The following is a 17,776-nucleotide window of genomic DNA, read 5'->3' on the forward strand; positions in this document are numbered from 1 at the left end:
TGATGTTCGCGGAGCTGCCGCTGCTCAGTCTTCTCATCTGGCTGCCGATGATCGGCGGAGTGTTGGCGATAGGTACGGGCGAGAACAACAACGCCCTCGCACGTCAGATCGGCCTGGGTGTGTCGATTCTCACCTTCCTGGCGAGCATTCCCCTATGGACCGGCTTCGACAGCGGGACAGCGGCCATGCAGTTTGAAGAGCAGCTGCCTTGGATCCCACTGCTAAATGCCACGTATCACCTCGGCGTCGATGGGATCTCGATGCCGCTGATCATCCTCACCACCTTTACCACGGTGCTGGTGATGGTCGCCGGGTGGGATGTGATCCAGCACCGAGTCGGCCAGTACATCGGCTCCTTCCTGATTCTTGAGGGAGTGATGGTCGGCGTGTTCGCGGCCATCGATGGGTTGCTCTTCTACGTGTTTTGGGAAGCGATGCTGATCCCGATGTTCCTCATCATCGGGGTGTGGGGCGGGCCGCGGCGGATCTACGCGACCATCAAGTTCTTCCTGTACACGTTTTTGGGCTCGGTGCTAATGCTGGTGGCGGTGATCTACCTCTACCTAAAGAGTGGCAGCTACGAACTGGCGGATTTTTACGCGACACCGCTCGGAATCAACGAGCAGCGCTTCATCTTCCTTGCCTTCCTAGCAGCATTCGCCGTCAAGGTGCCGATGTGGCCAGTGCACACCTGGCTTCCCGATGCCCACGTGGAAGCGCCCACGGGCGGGTCGGTCATCCTCGCGGCGTTGATGCTGAAAGTGGGCGGCTACGGGTTCCTTCGTTTCAGCCTGCCGGTCACGCCGGACGCGAGCAATGAGCTCGACATGCTGTTGATCACCCTTTCCTTGGTCGCCGTGGTGTACATCGGTTTTGTGGCCCTCGCTCAGCAGGACATGAAGAAGTTGATCGCCTACTCGTCGATCGCGCACATGGGTTTCGTCACGCTCGGCTTCTTCATCCCCTTTGCGGTACTTCGCTCAACAGGCGCCCTGCAGGGTGCCTCCCTCGGGATCGAGGGTGGCATGGTGCAGATGGTCTCCCACGGCCTGATCTCCGGCGCACTGTTCCTTTGCGTCGGCGTGCTCTACGACCGCATGCACAGTCGAGAGATCAGTGCTTACGGCGGTGTGGCGAACACCATGCCGAAGTTCGCCGCGCTGATGGTCCTGTTCGCCCTCGCCAACGCAGGGTTGCCCGGCACCTCGGGGTTCGTCGGTGAGTTCATGGTCGTGCTCGGTACCTACAAGGCGAACGCGTGGTTCGCCGTACTTGCAGCGACGACGCTGATTCTCGGTGCCGCGTACACGCTGTGGTTGGTGAAGCGCGTGGTGTTTGGAGAGGTGGCAAACGACAACGTGGCGCAACTGCGGGACGTCAACCGGCGGGAGTTCGCCATGCTCTTTGTGCTGGCGCTAGCGGTGCTCGCGCTCGGTGTGTGGCCTGACCCGTTGGTGGATGTGATGCACGTTAGCGTCGACAATCTGCTCGAGCAGGCCACCACGAGTAAGTTGGAAACGCTGGAGGCGGCGCTGTGATCGAAGGTTGGGCTGGACTGGCGCCCGCGATCGGCGAGATCGCGCTGCTCTCGCTGGCGTGCACTGTGCTGCTGTACGACGCCTTCGCAGGCGACGGTGGCCGCCGACTGACAGCGCCGCTGAGCATCGGCGCACTCCTCGCGCTCCTCCTGCTCCTCATCCAAACGTGGCCTAGCGACGCGCTGATCACGCTTGGCGGCCACTACGTCGCAGACCCCCTTGCGAGTCTGCTTAAGATCGTGGCGACCATTACTGCGGCGATTGTATTCGTCTACTCACGACGCTACGTAGCGGATCGAGGCATTGAAAAGGGGGAGTATTGGATCCTCTCCCTTTTCGGGCTGCTCGGTATCTTCGTGCTGTCATCCGCGTACAGTTTCCTAACACTCTACTTAGGTCTTGAGCTGCTATCCCTCTCGCTTTACGCGCTTGTTGCCTTCGATCGCAACTCCTCCGTCTCGGCGGAGTCCGCTATGAAGTACTTTGTACTGGGTGCGATCGCCTCCGGTGCTCTGCTGTATGGTTTCTCGTTGGTGTACGGCGTGACCGGCGCACTGTCCTTGGGAGAGGTGGCATCCGCTTCTGCTGATCTCGACCAAGGGGCCTCCCTGGTGCTCGTCGTCGGCATCGCGTTTATGGTGGTGGGCGTGGCCTTCAAGTTGGGCGGAGTCCCATTTCACATGTGGCTGCCGGACGTTTATCACGGCGCACCTACCTCCGTGACCATGTACGTAGCCACCGTCTCCAAGGTGGGGGCCTTGGCGCTGGCGCTACGTCTGCTGCAGGATGGCCTCGCCGGGCATCATGCTGATTGGCAAGGCATGCTGGTGGTGGTCACGATGCTGTCCCTAGCAGTGGGCAACATCGTGGCGATCGCGCAGACCAACGTGAAGCGCCTGCTCGCGTATTCCGCCATCTCCCACGTCGGCTTCATTCTGCTTGGACTCTCGACCGGGACCCCGATGGGAAACGCTAGCGCCTTGCTCTATACGATTGTGTACGTGCTGATGGCGGCGGGTGCCTTCGGTGTGATCATCCTGCTCACGCGGGCTGGCTTTGAGGCGGACGAGTTGACGGACCTCGCGGGTCTCAACGAGCGCAGTCGCTGGTTTGCCGGGATCATGCTGGTCATGATGTTCAGCATGGCTGGCCTACCACCGTTCTTGGGGTTCCACGCCAAGGTCGCGATTATCCAAGCGACCCTCGACGCCGGCTACACCTGGCTGGCGGTGTACGCCATCCTGATGTCCGTCATTGGCGCCTTCTACTACATACGCGTGATCAAGCTGATGTACTTCGACAGCAGCGAGCACGAGCCGACCCTGATGAAGGACCCAACCGCACGAGTAGTGCTTAGCGCCAATGGCCTCGCCGTACTGCTGTTGGGGTTTTTCCCCGCACCGTTGCTTACCCTTTGCGTAGCGGTGATCGCGGGCGCTGCTTGAAGGACCCGCGAGGGGTCGCTATACTAATCGGATCAGGTGCGGGGTGGAGCAGTCTGGCAGCTCGTCGGGCTCATAACCCGAAGGTCGCAGGTTCAAATCCTGCCCCCGCTACCAACCTCTCATCTTCTGCTCCACGTCACTGACCGGTGACCCACCGCGGCACTTGCCGCCCGCTTGGGGCGATCGTCTACCGCGGCTGCTTCAGCAACTTCCTGGCTATCGATTGGCGAGTGTCGCCGCCGTGAGGCTTTTCGCACTATCCGATGTGCACGTGGACTACCCGGGGAACGCCGAGTGGCTCGACGCTATCTCGACGGCGGATTTCGCGGACGACCTACTGATTCTCGCCGGCGACATCAGCGATTTACCCGCGCGTATCCGTGAGACCTTCACTACGCTCACGCGACGCTTCAAGGCCGTGCATTACGTGCCGGGTAACCATGAGCTCTGGGTACGTCGCTGTGGCTTCCACAGCTCCTTAGACAAGTTCGAGGCCGTGTTGCAGCTCGCGCAGGACCACGGCGTGTATTGCACGCCTTGCCAGTACCCGGGCCTGCTGGTCGTACCGCTCTTTGGCTGGTACGACGGCACCTTCGGGGAGCCATCGCCGGTCCTGAAGCGCCAATGGATGGATTTTCGAGCCTGCCGCTGGGGTGGCCAGAGCGACATCGAGGTGACCGGCCATTTCATCGACCGCAACGCGGTGGCGGTAGAGGCCTCGGCGATCGTTCAAGGAACGCCAACCGTGGTGAGCTTCTCGCACTTTCTGCCGCGGATCGACGTGATGCCGTCCTACATCCCGGACAGGTACCGGATGCTGTACCCGGTGCTCGGCAGCGTCCGGCTGGATGAGCAAGTGCGTGCGCTTGGCGCCAGCGTGCATGTTTACGGGCATAGCCACGTAAACCGAAGCGTGCGTCTAGACGGCTGTCGCTACATCAACAACGCCTTGGGTGGGCCCTCCGAGACGCGCATCTGCGCCCGGGAGCTGCGCTGCGTGTACGAAACGCCGTGAGCCCTGACACGCGATCAGCTGCGCTACCCCGGCCCAGGGCCGGTGAAGTTCATCTGTGGTTCGCGCTTGCTGACGGAGCGCCGAGCGAGCCGAAGCTAGCCGCCCAGTACGCGAGCTGGTTGAGCGCCGACGAGCGCGAGCGCTGGGCGCGCTTTCGCTTCGAGCGCGACCGTGATCGCTACCTGCTGGCGCGAGGTTTGGTCCGTGCCACCCTTTCTCGCTATGTGCCCGGAAGAGCTGAGGCTGCGTGGCGCTTCCGAAACAACGCGCATGGGCGGCCGTTTATCGCCCACGGACAGCAACCGCCTGGGGACGCGCTCTACTTTAGTCTGTCACACACGCAGGGCCTGGTGGCACTCGCAATCGCGCGCTGCGAGGAGATTGGAGTGGACGTGGAACCCCTCGACCGAGACGGCCCACACCTGGAGATGGCTGAACGCTTCTTCGCCCCCGCTGAGGCCACCGCGCTGCGGGCCTTGGCAGGGCCGGCGGCTCACCGCAAACGATTCGTGGAACTGTGGACGTTGAAAGAGTCTTACATCAAGGCTCGGGGAATGGGCATGGCACTGCCATTAGACGGCTTCGCGTTCGATCTGAATCGTCCCGAAGAGATGGGCTTCCGCACCTGGGCGAGCGCCCGAGATCGGGCCGAAGGGTGGCGATTCGGCCTCTTCGAGTACGCCGCCTCCCACCGAGTGGCGCTCGCGTTGCGAGAGCACCGCGCGGCGGACACGGCGCTCAGGATACGCGCAGGAGTCTTCCCAGGCGCCGGCGCGGCACCGGGGCGCTTACCCCTCGCCCTGACGCGGCGATCCACAGCGGTGCTGCACATTGAGGCATTGATCTAGCACGCAACCGCCGAGAGAGACGGGTGGGCTACTGGGCGAGCAAAATTCGCCCCGAGCGCATTTGTGCTTTCCTAGGGGCACCGCTATTATAAGCGGCTGTCGGAGGAGTGCTGATTTCCTCCCATCGGCCCGTGAGTGTAGCTGGCTGGTACGCGTACCCCGTATGCAACGGGTAGATACGCAGGACTCTTTTTGGAAAGAAGGGCCCCTCAGGGGCCCTTTTTGTTTTTTCTACGGGCGCCTGGACGCGCTCTCAACCGCGGTTTGGCGCGGCGGAGACGAATGCGAGATCGATTGATACAACTTCTAGAACCCGCTGTCGAGAGCATCGGTTTCGAATTGCTCGACGTGGAGTACACCCAGGTGGGATCTCGCAACACGCTACGCCTATTTATCGACAAGCCTGAGGGAATCACCGTGGACGACTGCGGTGACGTGAGTCGCCACGTGAGCGCCACCCTCGATGTCGAGGACCCAATCACCGATGCATACGACCTAGAAGTCTCCTCACCCGGCGAGCGCCGACCGTTGCGGACTGCCTCGCACTTCCAGCGTGCCATCGGTGAGCGGATTCGAGTGGAGCTCGGCGTGGGCCTAGAGGGTCGCCGTCGATTCACTGGAATTGTCGAGAGCGCCGACGAGCAGACGATCGCGCTCGATGTAGATCACGAGGATTTCCGCCTACCACTGGCGGATGTCGTACGCGCCCACGTAGCGCCCAGGACGAAGTGAGATCTCGCCCATGCTGAACAAAGAAATCCTGCTGGTCGTCGATGCTGTCTCGAACGAGAAGGGTGTCGACAGGGAGATCATCTTCGAGGCGATCGAAGCGGCGCTAGCCTCGGCCACGCGCAAGCTCCACGGCGAGGACATCGATGTGCGGGTCGCTATCGATCGTAAATCAGGCGACTACGACACCTTTCGGCGCTGGAAGGTGTTCGCCGACGAGTCCGATGAACTGGAATTCCCGGAGCGCGAACTTCGCCTGGACGACGCCCGAGACTACGACGCCGACATCGAGCCCGGCGGCTATGTGGAGGAGCCGATCGAATCCGTTGAGTTCGGCCGCATAGCTGCGCAAACCGCCAAGCAGGTGATCGTTCAGCGCGTGCGCGAAGCGGAACGAGCGCAGGTGGTGGAGGAGTACCAGGATCGCGTCGGTGAGTTGATCAGCGGAACCGTGAAGCGCGTTGACCGTACCGGCGTCTACGTCGACCTTGGGGGCAACGCGGAAGCTTTCATTCCGCGCGAATTTATGATTCCGCGCGAGCCGATTCGGACACAGGATCGCGTGAAGGGGTTCCTGCGTGAGGTGCGCTCAGAGCCGCGCGGGCCCCAGCTTTTCCTGACGCGTACGGCGCCGGAGTTCTTGATTGAGCTGTTTAAGGTGGAAGTGCCGGAAGTGGGGCAGGGGCTCATCGACATCGTGGCCGCGGCTCGGGACCCAGGACTACGGGCCAAGATCGCTGTGCGCAGCCACGATCCGCGCATCGACCCCGTCGGCGCTTGCGTCGGAATGCGAGGCTCTCGCGTGCAAGCGGTTTCGAACGAGCTGGCCGGTGAGCGCGTCGACATCATCCTGCACGACGAGAACCCGGCCCAGTTCGTGGTCAACGCGATGTCGCCGGCAGACGTGCTGTCGATCGTGGTGGATGAGGACAACCACAGCATGGACGTGGCTGTCGAGGAAGAGAAGCTCTCCCAAGCCATCGGTCGCGGCGGCCAAAATATCCGTTTGGCCAGCGAGCTGTCCGGTTGGGAACTCAACGTGATGACCGCCGAGGCCGCCGAACAGAAGTCCGAGGATGAGGCACGCGGCCATGCGGAGATGTTCGCCAAGTCCCTAGATGTGGACGATGAGGTTGCCACGATCCTGGTGCAGGAGGGTTTTTCCAGTATCGAAGAGGTGGCCTACGTACCGACCTCGGAGCTGCTCAGCATCGATGAGTTCGATGAGGCGGTGGTGGAAGAGCTGCGCAACCGTGCGCGTGATGTGCTGCTAACACAGGCCATCGCACGCGAAGAGGTGATCGAATCGCGGCAGCCCGAGCAGGACCTGCTCGACCTCGAGGGTATGACGCCCGAACTTGCTACTCGACTCGCTGCACGTGGCATTGTGAGCCGAGAGGACCTGGCCGAGCAGGCCACCGATGATCTTGAGGATGTGCCTGATCTGGAGGCCGAGCAGGCCGCCGAGTTGATCATGAAGGCCCGTGCTCACTGGTTCGAGTCCGAAGAGACGAACCAGGCTTAAAGCCTAAGCGCTGGAGTTGCAATGGCGGAAGTAACCGTTAGTCAGTTTGCCGAGACACTGAAAACGCCTGTTGATCGTTTGTTGTCGCAGCTGCATGAGGCAGGTGTGCGGGTGGATTCTGAGTCGGCGACGATCAACGACGAGGATAAACAGCTGCTGCTCAATCACCTGCAGCGCAAGCACGGTGATTCGAATCCCTTGTCGGCGCCGAAGAAAATCACGGTCAATCGCAAGGAGCGCCAGACCCTGCGCGTCGCTGGTAGCGGGCAGGGCGGGCGGGCGCGCACGGTGCAAGTCGAGACGAAGAAGCGCCGCACCTACGTGAACAAGGGCGTGCTCAAGGCCGCCGAAGATGAAAAGCTCGAGAAGGAGCGCCAGGCCGAGGAAGCGCGTCGCCAGGAGGAAGAGCAGGCAGAAGCTGAGGCCAGGCGACAGGCAGAGGCAGCCGAAGCACAACGCCAGGCTGAAGAGCAGGCGCGCCGTCAGGCTGAGGCCGCGGCCGAAGCGGAGGCGCGCAAGCAACAAGAAGAGGCCGCCCTGCGTCGGGAGCAGGAAGAGAAGCGTGAGCTCGAGAAGGAGCAGCGTCTGGAGCAGGAGCGTCGCGACCAAGAGGAGCGACGCCAGCGCGAGGAATCGCGACCACGACCGGCTGCAGCAGAAGCACCACGACCGGCGCCCACGCCGCGCGCCGCGGGCGCCGGTACAGGCCAGTCGGCGGGCGCTGGCCGTGGCCGTGGGAAGGACGCAGGTGGTCGTGGCGGCCAACGAGGCGGCAAGCGCGAAGAGCTGCACGTGGCGTCCGGCAAAGGCGGAAAGCGTAGGGGCCGAGATAAGGGGCGTCGTCGCGGCGCCGTCACGGTAACCACCTCCCACGGCTTTGAGAAGCCAACTGCACCGGTGGTACGCGAGGTAGAGATACCCGAGACCATCGCCGTCGGAGAGCTCGCCCAGCGCATGGCGGTGAAGGCACCGGAGGTTATTAAGCAGCTCATGGGCATGGGCGTCATGGCCACCATCAACCAGTCCTTGGATCAGGATACGGCCACCCTGGTGGTGGAGGAGATGGGGCACACGGCGAAGCCGCTCAAGGAAGAGGCGCTCGAGGAGACGATCCTCGAGCAAGTGCAAGCCCAGGGCGGCGAGACCGAGAGCCGCCCGCCCGTGATCACCATCATGGGCCACGTCGACCACGGCAAGACCTCCCTGCTCGACTACATTCGACGCACGCGAGTAACGGCCGGTGAGGCCGGCGGGATCACCCAACACATCGGCGCCTATCACGTGGAGACGCCGCGTGGTGTCATCACGTTCCTCGATACGCCAGGCCATGCAGCGTTCACCGCAATGCGCGCCCGCGGGGCTCAGGTCACGGACATCGTTGTCCTGGTGGTTGCCGCCGACGACGGTGTGATGCCGCAGACTGCGGAGGCGATCCAACACGCGCGCGCCGCGGGTGTCCCGCTCTTGGTCGCCGTCAACAAGACCGATAAGCCAGACGCCGACCCGGACCGCGTGCGCCAGGAGCTGACCAAGCACGAAGTGATCCCCGAAGAGTGGGGCGGTGAGACGATCTTCGTGAACGTCTCGGCGAAGACGGGCGCAGGTATCGACGACCTGCTCGAGTCCCTGACCCTCCAGGCGGAGGTCATGGAGCTGAGCGCGGTGGCCGAAGGATCGGCTAGCGGCGTCGTGCTGGAGTCCAGCCTGGAGAAAGGACGCGGCGCGGTCGCGACGCTGCTCGTCTCTCGTGGCACCCTTCGCGCCGGCGATGCCTTGCTGGCAGGCGAGGAGTATGGACGCGTGCGAGCCATGTTCGACGAACGCGGAGAGCCGCTGAAGCAAGCAGGCCCCTCGTACCCCGTGGTCGTGCTGGGCCTTTCTGGCACACCCAACGCAGGCGATGACTTCGTCACCCTCGAGGACGATCGCAAGGCCCGCGAACTTGCCGAGCTACGTCGCGCCAAGGCGCGCGATGCGAAGCTCGCTCGTCAGCAGGCGAGTGCGCGCGAAGCGCTTATCGCCAGCATCGGTGCCGACGGCGACGAAGCCCAGACCTTGAACATTCTCGTGAAGGCCGACGTACAGGGCAGCAGCGAAGCTCTGCACGATGCCCTGACCAAGCTGTCCACGGAGAAGGTGCACGTGAAGGTCGTCTCCCACGGCGTCGGCGGGATCAACGAGGGCGACGTGAACCTTGCGGTGACTTCGCAGGCAATCATGATCGGGTTCAACGTGCGTGCGGATAGCGCGGCACGGGCCGCGGTGAAGGAGCACGGTATCGAGCTCCAGTACCACAGCGTGATCTACGAGGCGATCGACGAGATCAAGCGCGCCATGAGCGGCGTGCTGGAGCCGGACATCGTGGAGGAGCAGATTGGCTTGGCCGAAGTGCGCCAAGTCTTCCGCTCGCCGAAGTTCGGCGACATCGCCGGCTGTATGATCATCGAGGGCGTGGTGAAGCGAAACCTCCCCATCCGCGTACTGCGCGACAATGTCGTGATCTACGAGGGCGAGCTAGAGTCCTTGCGCCGCTTCAAGGACGACGTGCCGGAGGTGCGTGCGGGTACCGAATGCGGTATTGGCGTGCGCAACTACAACAACGTCCGCGAAGGCGATCAGATCGAGTGCTACGAACGGCGTGAGGTGGCAGCCACCATATGAGCGGCGCGAGTCTGCCTTCCGTGCCGACTTGGCGGACTGCACCGGCGGCCCTCGACGCGGGTCGCTGCCGGTAGCGGTAGCGTGTGATGGCGAGGGATTTTCAACGCAGCCAGCGGGTCTCTCAGCAGGTGCTTCGCGAACTCGCGCAGCTGCTACGAGAGGACGTACGCGATCCCCGCGTCGGTTTCGTCACGCTGACGGATGTGGAAGTTAGCCGCGATCTAAGCCATGCGCGCGTCTTCTTCAGCTTGCTCGACCCCTCGGCCGACCGAGAGACCACAACTCTCGCCTTGCGCAGCGCAAGCGGTTATCTGCGTAGCCGTCTCGGCGAGCGCATGACGGCGCGCACGGTGCCGCAGTTGGATTTCATCTACGACCCCACAAGCGAGCAGGCTGCCCGCATGGACGGTATTTTCCGCACCCTAAAGGGAGACGGTGACAAGGCGCCGCCTGAGGACGGCTAGCGGTGGGGCAGCGTCGGGGACAGAAAGGACGGGCCATCGACGGAGTGGTTCTGTTGGACAAGCCGGTAGGCGACACCTCAAACCGCGCCCTGCAGAAGGTCAAGCGTCTCTATCAGGCGCGTAAGGCTGGACACACAGGGAGCCTCGATCCCCTGGCGAGCGGTATGTTGCCGATCTGCCTGGGGCAAGCTACGAAGGTGTCCGCCTTCCTGCTCGATGCGGACAAGCGTTATCGGGTGCGCGCCCAACTCGGGGTACGCACGGATACGGCGGACGCCGACGGCGAAGTGATCGAGGAGCAGCCGGTGCCGGCCCTCGACGAGGCTGGGGTCCGCACGGTGCTGGAGGGATTCCTGGGCGCGTCCCAACAGCTACCGCCGATGTACTCCGCGCTGAAGCACGAGGGGCGTCGGCTGTATGAGTTGGCACGCCAAGGGGTTGAGGTCGAGCGCACACCTCGCGACATCCACCTGCACGAGTTATGCCTGTTGAGCTTGGACGACCGGACAATGGAGCTGGAAGTCCACTGCTCGAAGGGCACCTACGTGAGGACTCTGGTGGAGGACGTTGCGGCGGCGCTCGGCACCTACGCCCACGTGACGGCGCTAAGGCGCCTGCAGGTGGGTCCGTACCTCAGTGACGGTCCGCTGCTCACGCTCGAGGCACTAGAAGCGTTGATGGCCGAGGGAGGTTTGGACGCGCTAGACGAGCGGCTGCTGCCCGTCGATAGCGCCATCTCTCACTGGCCGTCGGTACGCTTGGGCGCAGACTCGGCCTTCTACCTACGCAATGGGCAACCGGTGCAGGTACCGAGGGCACCTACCCGCGGCCTGGTGCGACTCTACGGCGAGGACGCACGTTTCCTAGGTATGGGACGGATTACGGAAGACGGGCGCGTAGCGCCCAAGCGGTTGTTTTGAGAGGGGCGTCGAGGGCGTCTTCAGCCGACAGGACCTCGATGGTCGGACACCCGGAAACAAGCGTGAAGCTTGGTGCCCGCGGACGTCCTTAACCGCACTGTCACATGATAGACTCTGCGCCCGAAATAAAGGGTTAATCAGGAAAGAGCAAAGAGCGATGTCACTCAGTCCAGATCAGAAAGCGCAAATCATCAGCGAGTACGGCCGCGGGGCCGGCGACACCGGGTCTGCCGAGGTGCAGGTTGCCCTCCTGTCGGCGCGTATCGAAGGCCTTACCGGGCATTTCGGCGAGCACAAGAAAGATCACCACAGCCGACGTGGCCTGCTGCGAATGGTCAACCAGCGCCGCAAGCTGCTCGATTACCTCAAGCGCACAGATCCCTCTCGTTACCAGAGCCTCATTCAGCGGCTCGGTTTGCGTCGCTAGCATCATCGCGTCTTCCGTCGCCGGCCTCGGGCGGGCGGCCCGGGCCCGGGCCGCGGCCGACTTCTCCTATTCGCCCCGGCGACACAACCCAGAGCACAGGTAACAGAGCGTGTTGCAAGCAGTAACCAAATCCTTTCAGTACGGTGACCACACGGTCACCCTAGAGACGGGCGTCGTCGCTCGTCAGGCTCACGGCGCAGTTCTGGTGAGCATGTCCGACACCGTGGTGCTGGTCACCGCCGTCGGCTCCACCCGCGGCGAGACCCGCGACTTCTTCCCGCTGACGGTCAACTACGTGGAGAAAACGTATGCGGCGGGGCGTATCCCCGGCGGTTTCTTCAAGCGCGAAGGACGTCCGACCGAGAAGGAAACGCTGACCAGCCGCCTCATCGACCGCCCGATCCGTCCCTTATTCCCTAAGGGATTCTTCAACGAGGTCCAGGTAATCGCGACGGTCGTCTCGATGAATCCCGAGGTGGACCCAGACATTCCGGCCCTGATTGGCGCTTCCGCAGCGCTATCGCTGTCTGGCCTGCCGTTCCAAGGACCTATCGGCGCCGCTCGTGTGGGCTACCGTAACGGCGAATACATGCTCAACCCGACGGCGCCGAAGCTGGCCGAGTCAGACCTCGACTTGGTGGTTGCCGGCACCTCCAACGCCGTACTGATGGTCGAATCGGAGGCCAACTGCTTATCCGAGTCGGTCATGCTTGGCGCGGTGACCTTTGGTCATGAGCAGATGCAGGTAGCGATCAACGCGATTAGCGAGCTGTCATCTGAAGCCGCCAAGCCGGCGATGGAGTGGATTCCACCGGCCACCGACGAGTCCCTCGATCAGCGCATCGGCGACGAGGCCAGCGGCGACATCGTGGCGGCCTACCAGATCGCCGAGAAGGCCCAGCGCAAGGATCGCTTGGGTGAGATCAAGGCGGCATTGGTCGACAAGCTGACTGGCGAGGAAGGCAACGACTGGAGCGCCAACACGATCGGTGATCGCTTCGCTAGCCTCGAGAAGCGCACGGTTCGCGATCGTATCCTCGATGGGCAGCCGCGCATCGACGGCCGCGACACGGCGACGGTGCGCCCGATCGACGTGCGGGTCGGCGTGCTCCCGCGCACCCACGGCTCCGCGCTGTTCACGCGCGGTGAGACGCAGGCGCTGGTTACCACCACGCTCGGCACCGGCCGCGATGCGCAGATCATCGATGCGCTTGAAGGCGAGCGCAAGGAGCCCTTTATGCTCCACTACAACTTCCCACCGTTCTGTGTCGGCGAGACCGGGTTCATGTCCGGTCCGAAGCGTCGCGAGATCGGCCACGGGAAGCTCGCTCGCCGCGGCATCCAGGCAGTGCTGCCGGAGATGGAGGGTTTTCCTTACGTCATCCGCGTGGTGTCGGAGATCACCGAGTCGAACGGTTCAAGCTCTATGGCCAGCGTCTGCGGATCGTCCCTCGCGCTGATGGACGCCGGGGTGCCGATCAAGGCGCCGGTGGCCGGTATTGCGATGGGCCTCATCAAGGAAGGCGATCGCTATCAGGTCCTCACCGATATCCTCGGTGACGAGGACCACCTTGGCGACATGGACTTCAAGGTGGCGGGCACGGAGGGCGGTGTGACCGCCCTGCAGATGGACATCAAGATCGATGGCATCACCGCCGAGATCATGGAAACTGCCCTCGCCCAGGCGCGCGATGCCCGTCTGCATATCCTGGGCGAGATGAACAAGGTTATCCCCACCGCGCGTGAGGAGATGTCCGAGTGGGCGCCCACCATCCTTACCTTCAAGATCGATCCGGAGAAGATCCGCGATGTGATCGGCAAAGGAGGCGCTGTCATCCGCGCTATCACCGAAGAGACCGGGACGCAGATCGACATCGAGAACGACGGTTCCGTGAAAATCGCATCCGTTGATGGCGCGTCGGGCAAGGAAGCTCAGCGTCGGATCAAGCAGATCACCGCTGAGGTGGAGGTCGGCAAGATCTACGAAGGCACCGTAGCGCGTCTCATGGACTTTGGCGCCTTCGTGACCATCCTGCCCGGCAAGGACGGCTTGGTGCACATCTCGCAAATCTCAGATGAGCGCGTCGAGCGCGTCAGCGACAAGCTCAAGAGTGGCGAGACCGTGCGCGTCAAGGTGCTGGAGGTCGACCGTCAGGGGCGCATCCGTCTTAGCATGCGAGACCTAGACGGCGAGTAGTTCTTCAACCGGAGCTCGCGGTGCGGTGCCTTTGGCCCCGTGCCGTACCGGTCACCTTCTAGGGCTGGCGCCTTTCGTGCGCCACCCCTTTCCCCTGTCGTGCTTCGACCTACGGCGGCTCGCTCACGCAGTGTCCGCGCCTCGCCTCAACTCGCTGCCAGTGCTCTTATGGATGCGCCTACGCCCCGCACCTGCTGGCTCTTTAGGTAGGCAGTAATCCTTGGCGCTAGCCAGGACTTCCAAGCGATACCCCGACTACTGCCCTGCAAGAACCCAACGTGGCCGCCATGGGCGGAGAGTTCCAGATTGACAGCGGAGGAAAGCTCGCAGGCGGCCGGGATGCCGGCGGCACTCTGAAACGGATCGTCTGCCGCATGCAGGATTAGCGTTGGAGCACCAATGTCCTTGAGGTACTGGCGACAGCTGCTCACGGCGTAGTAATGATCAGCGGAGTTGAAGCCGTGAATTGGGGCGGTGACCAGATCGTCGAAGGTTCGCAAGTCTCGTACCCAGCGCAGCGCCTTGTAGTCAAAGGGGATTTGCGTGCTCGGTAAACCGCCGAACTTGTCCCCCATCGATTGCTTCAGCCGGCGTAGTAGCACCTTGTGGTAAAGCAGGGAAAAGCCGCTGGAAATCGACTCGCAAGCATCATCCAGTAGAAAGGGCACCGACACTGCGACCGCTGCAGCTACGTGCCCGCTCTCATTCTCTGTGCCTAGGTACTTCAGCAGCACGTTGGCCCCCAGGGAGAAGCCAACCGCGTAGATAGGGCGCTCAGGCGCCATCGTATGTAGCGATCTGACGTAGTGTGCGAAGTCCGCCGTATCTCCGGCGTGGTAGCCGCGGGGGAGTCGGTTCATGAGATCGCCGCAACCGCGGAAATGCAGCAGGTGGCCCTCAAGTTCAGCACGCTCGAATGCGCTGAACAGGTCCCTCGCGTAGGCGGAGTCGTATCCGCCAGCCAGCCCGTGCAGCACGACCACGCGAGGACTCCTGGCATCCGGCGATGCTGCACTCATGCTGCGCACAAGGCGCACGATATCCCCGTCTGGGAGCTCGTAAGCGCCGTCATGAACCTCCGGCCCGGATGGCCACCTGAGGGGCTTATTGGCCAGAAGCGTCTGCAGATGCGCGTTGCGTAGCCAGGGCGGAGGGGCGAACGGTGGCAGGGGCTCTACTCGAGTGGACTTGGCGACAGCAGCTTAAGGAGAACTGGGGCAAAAAAAATCGGCCCCCGCCCGTGAAGGTGGGGGCCGAAGTGGCGAACTCCGAGGAGCCGCCAGTCGGACGCGAATACCTGATGCATGTGCAACAGCAAGGTTGCGATTTAACAATAACCTGAGAATTTGGTTATGTCAACGTCGTCTCAAGGCGCGTCACGACTGCGGTGTGGACTCCGTCTCTGGCGAACGCTCGGCGGGCTGCGAGGCACTGGAGGCGGCGGCACTTGCGCTTGGCGCGGCAGCACCATTGCCATTCGACGGAGCATGGCTGTTCTCTTCCCCACGAGCAGGCGTGGCCCAAAGGGTGCGGAAAATCTCGTCCTGAACAGATTTCCAGCGGGAGTAGTTCTTGAGCGTGAGATTGGTGACGACGCCGACGGGATCGATCCCCACCACGCCCTTTACCTTGTCCCGGAGCTGCTGCTGCTGGCTCATGAACATCTTTAGACTCTGTTCCATGTAGCTCGACACCATGCCTTGCATCGTGCCGCCGTAGGAACGGATCACCTGAGAGAGGAAGTCGCGGGAGAAGATCGGTTCGCCCTCGGACTCCTGCTCGCTGATGACCTGCAGCAAAATGCTGCGGGTAATGTCGGTTTCGGTCTTCTTATCGATGACGACGAAATCGATTTTCTCGATGACCAGCCGACGGATGTCAGCCAAGGTGATATAGCGACTTTCTTCCGTGTCGTAGAGACGGCGATTTGGATACTTTTTAATCGTTCTCGGATCGCTCATACCGGCAACCTCCCTGGTCCGGAGTGGCATGCCGGACGCTTTGTCATTGGTTCGTGTTAGGACGGAGCACGTAACAACCGTAGGAATGACGCATGGTACTGCGGGCAAAACGAATGTTGCAATGCTCATATGATGCTCTGCTGCGAGGCAACATGGGCGCACATGGCCTCAGATGTGACCGGGTTCCCAGCAAATGGCCCGCATTCCTTGCATCGGTCTTACCGTCCAGTGCGCGATCGCCCACGTTAGCACCTGCTGGACGGACGTTCGGCGAAGTTCGCTAGGTGGCTCTTGTTGCAGGAACTGAAGAGCGCGAAATAGCAGCGGGGCTTCGGGCGCAACATCAATGGAAGTCGCACCGTCCTGCTTGCTTAGCTTATGAGCCTGGGCGTCGATAGCGATCGGGATGTGCGCATAAGTGGGCATTGCTGCACCGAGTTGGCGCAGGAGCAGAAGCTGGCGGAAGGTCGACGGCAGCAGGTCTACGCCCCGAACGACATCGGTGATGCCTTGGGCCTGATCGTCGATGGCGACTGCTAGTTGATAGGCAAAGAGCCCATCGCGTCGGCGCACAACGAAATCGCCTAGATCGCGCACTGGATCGGCCCGATGGAATCCCTGGATGCGGTCCGTGAAGGCGATCGGCGTGGGTGAAGCATCCGCGCACAAGCGCCAAGCGATGCCGATGGCAGGCCCGGAGATCCGATCGTCGAGAGGGTGCAGGGCGCGTCCGCGACAGGTGCCCGGGTAGAGCGGGCCTTCGCTCGTCTGGCGAGTCGCGGCCTGGGCAATCTGTGTACGCGAACATTCGCAGGCGAAGAGGGCACCGGCGGTTTGTAGCCTTCGCAGAGCTTTCCAGTAGTGTGAACTACGGGCGCTCTGAAATGTGACCTCACCGTCCCAGTGCAGGCCTAGGCGTTCGAGTGAGCGTCGGATGGCGTCCGCAGAGCCGCGGCGTTCGCGCGGTGGGTCGATGTCCTCGATGCGTAGGAGCCAGCGGCCGCCGGCGGCGCGAGCGTCTAGGAAACTCGCCAGCGCAGCGGCGAGCGATCCAAAGTGCAGTGCCCCCGTGGGCGAGGGCGCAAACCTTCCGACGTACAATCAGCCCATCTGCCGCTCGCGAATCTCGTCGAGCGTTTTGCAGTCGATGCAGAGGGTGGCCGTGGGACGCGCCTCCAAGCGGCGGATGCCAATCTCGATGCCACACGTTTCGCAGAAGCCGTACTCGTGGACTTCCACATCGCCCAGCGCCTCTTCGATCTTCTTGATCAGCTTGCGCTCGCGATCTCGCGTGCGCAGCTCGAGACTGAATTCGGACTCCTGGGTGGCGCGGTCGTTGGGATCGGGGAAGTTCGCCGCTTCGTCCTTCATGTGGTGGACGGTGCGATCGACCTCTTCCATTAGGTCTTTCTTCCAAGCGAGCAATATGTTGCGGAAGTGTTCGAGCTGCTGCTCGTTCATGTACTCCTCACCCGGCTCCACCGTGTAGGGGATGATGCCGCCGACAAGCCGCGCACCGGGTTTCGGTGGCGGTGGTGCGATCGCGAGCGAGTTGTCATTGGACTTCGATGGGGTCGCAGTCCTGGCGACAGGGCGGGGAACGGCGCGCGCGGGGACCGCCTTCGCTGGCGCCGCCGGTGTAGGCTTCTTCGCGGACGCTGCCTTCGCCGTCGCTTTCTTCGTCGGCTTGCTAGCCGTTGCTTTGCTAGTGGACGCTTTGCGAGCCGGTGCCTTCTTCGAGACTGCGGCCTTGCGTGACGGTGCCTTCTTCGAGGCCGTTGCGGCCGAGGCTGCTACTTTCTTCTTCTTGGTCGCCGTGGCGGCCTTCTTTTTGGTCGTAGCTTTCTTCTTCGCGGTGGTTTTTTTCGTCGACTTCTCAGATGCCGCTGTCACGTGTGTGCTCCGATCACCGATACCGCCCGAGGCGCGCATTGCGCTCGCCAAGGGGTTTGGTGCGGCCTCGTGACCCCAAGCCTACGGGGGCATGGCCCTGGTACCTCGGCGAGCTACCAAACCGCCGAGTATAGCGCCAAAGCTAAATCCACG

General features: G+C 62.7%; 16 protein-coding genes and 1 tRNA gene. 13 read left to right on the forward strand and 4 right to left on the reverse strand.

Annotation, left to right across the window (positions count from 1 at the left end; genetic code table 11):
- Nucleotides 1-2 precede the first annotated feature (2 nt).
- The 12 genes from AAGA68_05995 (at nt 3) to pnp (ending at nt 13,769) form a co-directional block, all read left to right on the forward strand.
- Nucleotides 3-1,538 carry an NADH-quinone oxidoreductase subunit M gene (locus tag AAGA68_05995; GenBank protein ID MEM9384592.1) on the forward strand — a complete coding sequence of 512 codons (1,536 nt, stop codon included), beginning with the start codon at nt 3-5 and terminating at the stop codon, nt 1,536-1,538.
- A complete protein-coding gene (nuoN, locus tag AAGA68_06000) occupies nt 1,535-2,983 on the forward strand; it encodes an NADH-quinone oxidoreductase subunit NuoN (GenBank protein MEM9384593.1) in 1,449 nt (482 codons plus the stop codon). Before AAGA68_05995 ends, nuoN begins: the two co-directional genes overlap by 4 nt.
- A gap of 37 nt (nt 2,984-3,020) precedes the next feature.
- A tRNA-Met gene (locus AAGA68_06005) sits at nt 3,021-3,097 on the forward strand.
- A 127-nt stretch (nt 3,098-3,224) separates the two neighbouring features.
- Nucleotides 3,225-3,998, forward strand: a complete 774-nt coding sequence (locus tag AAGA68_06010) for a metallophosphoesterase (protein ID MEM9384594.1) — start codon at nt 3,225-3,227, stop codon at nt 3,996-3,998.
- The gene (locus tag AAGA68_06015; GenBank protein ID MEM9384595.1) at nt 3,995-4,846 is read left to right on the forward strand and encodes a 4'-phosphopantetheinyl transferase superfamily protein; all 852 of its coding nucleotides are present in this window, start codon (nt 3,995-3,997) and stop codon (nt 4,844-4,846) included. Before AAGA68_06010 ends, AAGA68_06015 begins: the two co-directional genes overlap by 4 nt.
- 294 nt (nt 4,847-5,140) lie before the next feature.
- The gene (gene rimP / locus AAGA68_06020) at nt 5,141-5,578 is read left to right on the forward strand and encodes a ribosome maturation factor RimP (protein MEM9384596.1); all 438 of its coding nucleotides are present in this window, start codon (nt 5,141-5,143) and stop codon (nt 5,576-5,578) included.
- 13 nt (nt 5,579-5,591) lie between these two features.
- Nucleotides 5,592-7,100 carry a transcription termination factor NusA gene (nusA, locus tag AAGA68_06025; protein MEM9384597.1) on the forward strand — a complete coding sequence of 503 codons (1,509 nt, stop codon included), beginning with the start codon at nt 5,592-5,594 and terminating at the stop codon, nt 7,098-7,100.
- Between the two features lie 21 nt (nt 7,101-7,121).
- Nucleotides 7,122-9,761, forward strand: a complete 2,640-nt coding sequence (gene infB / locus AAGA68_06030) for a translation initiation factor IF-2 (GenBank protein MEM9384598.1) — start codon at nt 7,122-7,124, stop codon at nt 9,759-9,761.
- A gap of 86 nt (nt 9,762-9,847) precedes the next feature.
- Nucleotides 9,848-10,225: a 30S ribosome-binding factor RbfA gene (rbfA, locus tag AAGA68_06035; GenBank protein MEM9384599.1), complete on the forward strand. Its 378-nt coding sequence runs from the start codon at nt 9,848-9,850 to the stop codon at nt 10,223-10,225.
- A gap of 2 nt (nt 10,226-10,227) precedes the next feature.
- Entirely contained in the window at nt 10,228-11,145 is a 918-nt protein-coding gene (gene truB, locus AAGA68_06040; GenBank protein MEM9384600.1) for a tRNA pseudouridine(55) synthase TruB, read from the forward strand.
- Nucleotides 11,146-11,302: 157 nt separating this feature from the next.
- The gene (rpsO, locus tag AAGA68_06045; GenBank protein ID MEM9384601.1) at nt 11,303-11,572 is read left to right on the forward strand and encodes a 30S ribosomal protein S15; all 270 of its coding nucleotides are present in this window, start codon (nt 11,303-11,305) and stop codon (nt 11,570-11,572) included.
- A 112-nt stretch (nt 11,573-11,684) separates the two neighbouring features.
- Nucleotides 11,685-13,769, forward strand: a complete 2,085-nt coding sequence (pnp, locus tag AAGA68_06050; GenBank protein ID MEM9384602.1) for a polyribonucleotide nucleotidyltransferase — start codon at nt 11,685-11,687, stop codon at nt 13,767-13,769.
- A 146-nt stretch (nt 13,770-13,915) separates the two neighbouring features.
- Here pnp and AAGA68_06055 read toward each other — a convergent pair whose 3' ends face one another.
- From AAGA68_06055 to dksA, 4 genes are all read right to left on the reverse strand, one after another.
- Nucleotides 13,916-14,938, reverse strand: a complete 1,023-nt coding sequence (locus AAGA68_06055) for a hydrolase (GenBank protein ID MEM9384603.1) — start codon at nt 14,936-14,938, stop codon at nt 13,916-13,918.
- A gap of 207 nt (nt 14,939-15,145) precedes the next feature.
- The gene (phaR, locus tag AAGA68_06060; GenBank protein ID MEM9384604.1) at nt 15,146-15,730 is read right to left on the reverse strand and encodes a polyhydroxyalkanoate synthesis repressor PhaR; all 585 of its coding nucleotides are present in this window, start codon (nt 15,728-15,730) and stop codon (nt 15,146-15,148) included.
- Between the two features lie 168 nt (nt 15,731-15,898).
- Nucleotides 15,899-16,831 carry a tRNA glutamyl-Q(34) synthetase GluQRS gene (gene gluQRS / locus AAGA68_06065; protein ID MEM9384605.1) on the reverse strand — a complete coding sequence of 311 codons (933 nt, stop codon included), beginning with the start codon at nt 16,829-16,831 and terminating at the stop codon, nt 15,899-15,901.
- Nucleotides 16,832-17,227 carry an RNA polymerase-binding protein DksA gene (gene dksA / locus AAGA68_06070; protein ID MEM9384606.1) on the reverse strand — a complete coding sequence of 132 codons (396 nt, stop codon included), beginning with the start codon at nt 17,225-17,227 and terminating at the stop codon, nt 16,832-16,834. It abuts the gene before it with no gap.
- Here dksA and AAGA68_06075 point away from each other — a divergent pair.
- Entirely contained in the window at nt 17,223-17,696 is a 474-nt protein-coding gene (locus tag AAGA68_06075) for a hypothetical protein (GenBank protein MEM9384607.1), read from the forward strand. The two genes, dksA and AAGA68_06075, sit on opposite strands and share 5 nt — an antisense overlap.
- Nucleotides 17,697-17,776 lie beyond the last annotated feature (80 nt).

It is taken from the genome of Pseudomonadota bacterium, assembly GCA_039193195.1.
In the GTDB taxonomy this organism is placed as follows: domain Bacteria; phylum Pseudomonadota; class Gammaproteobacteria; order Steroidobacterales; family JBCBZW01; genus JBCBZW01.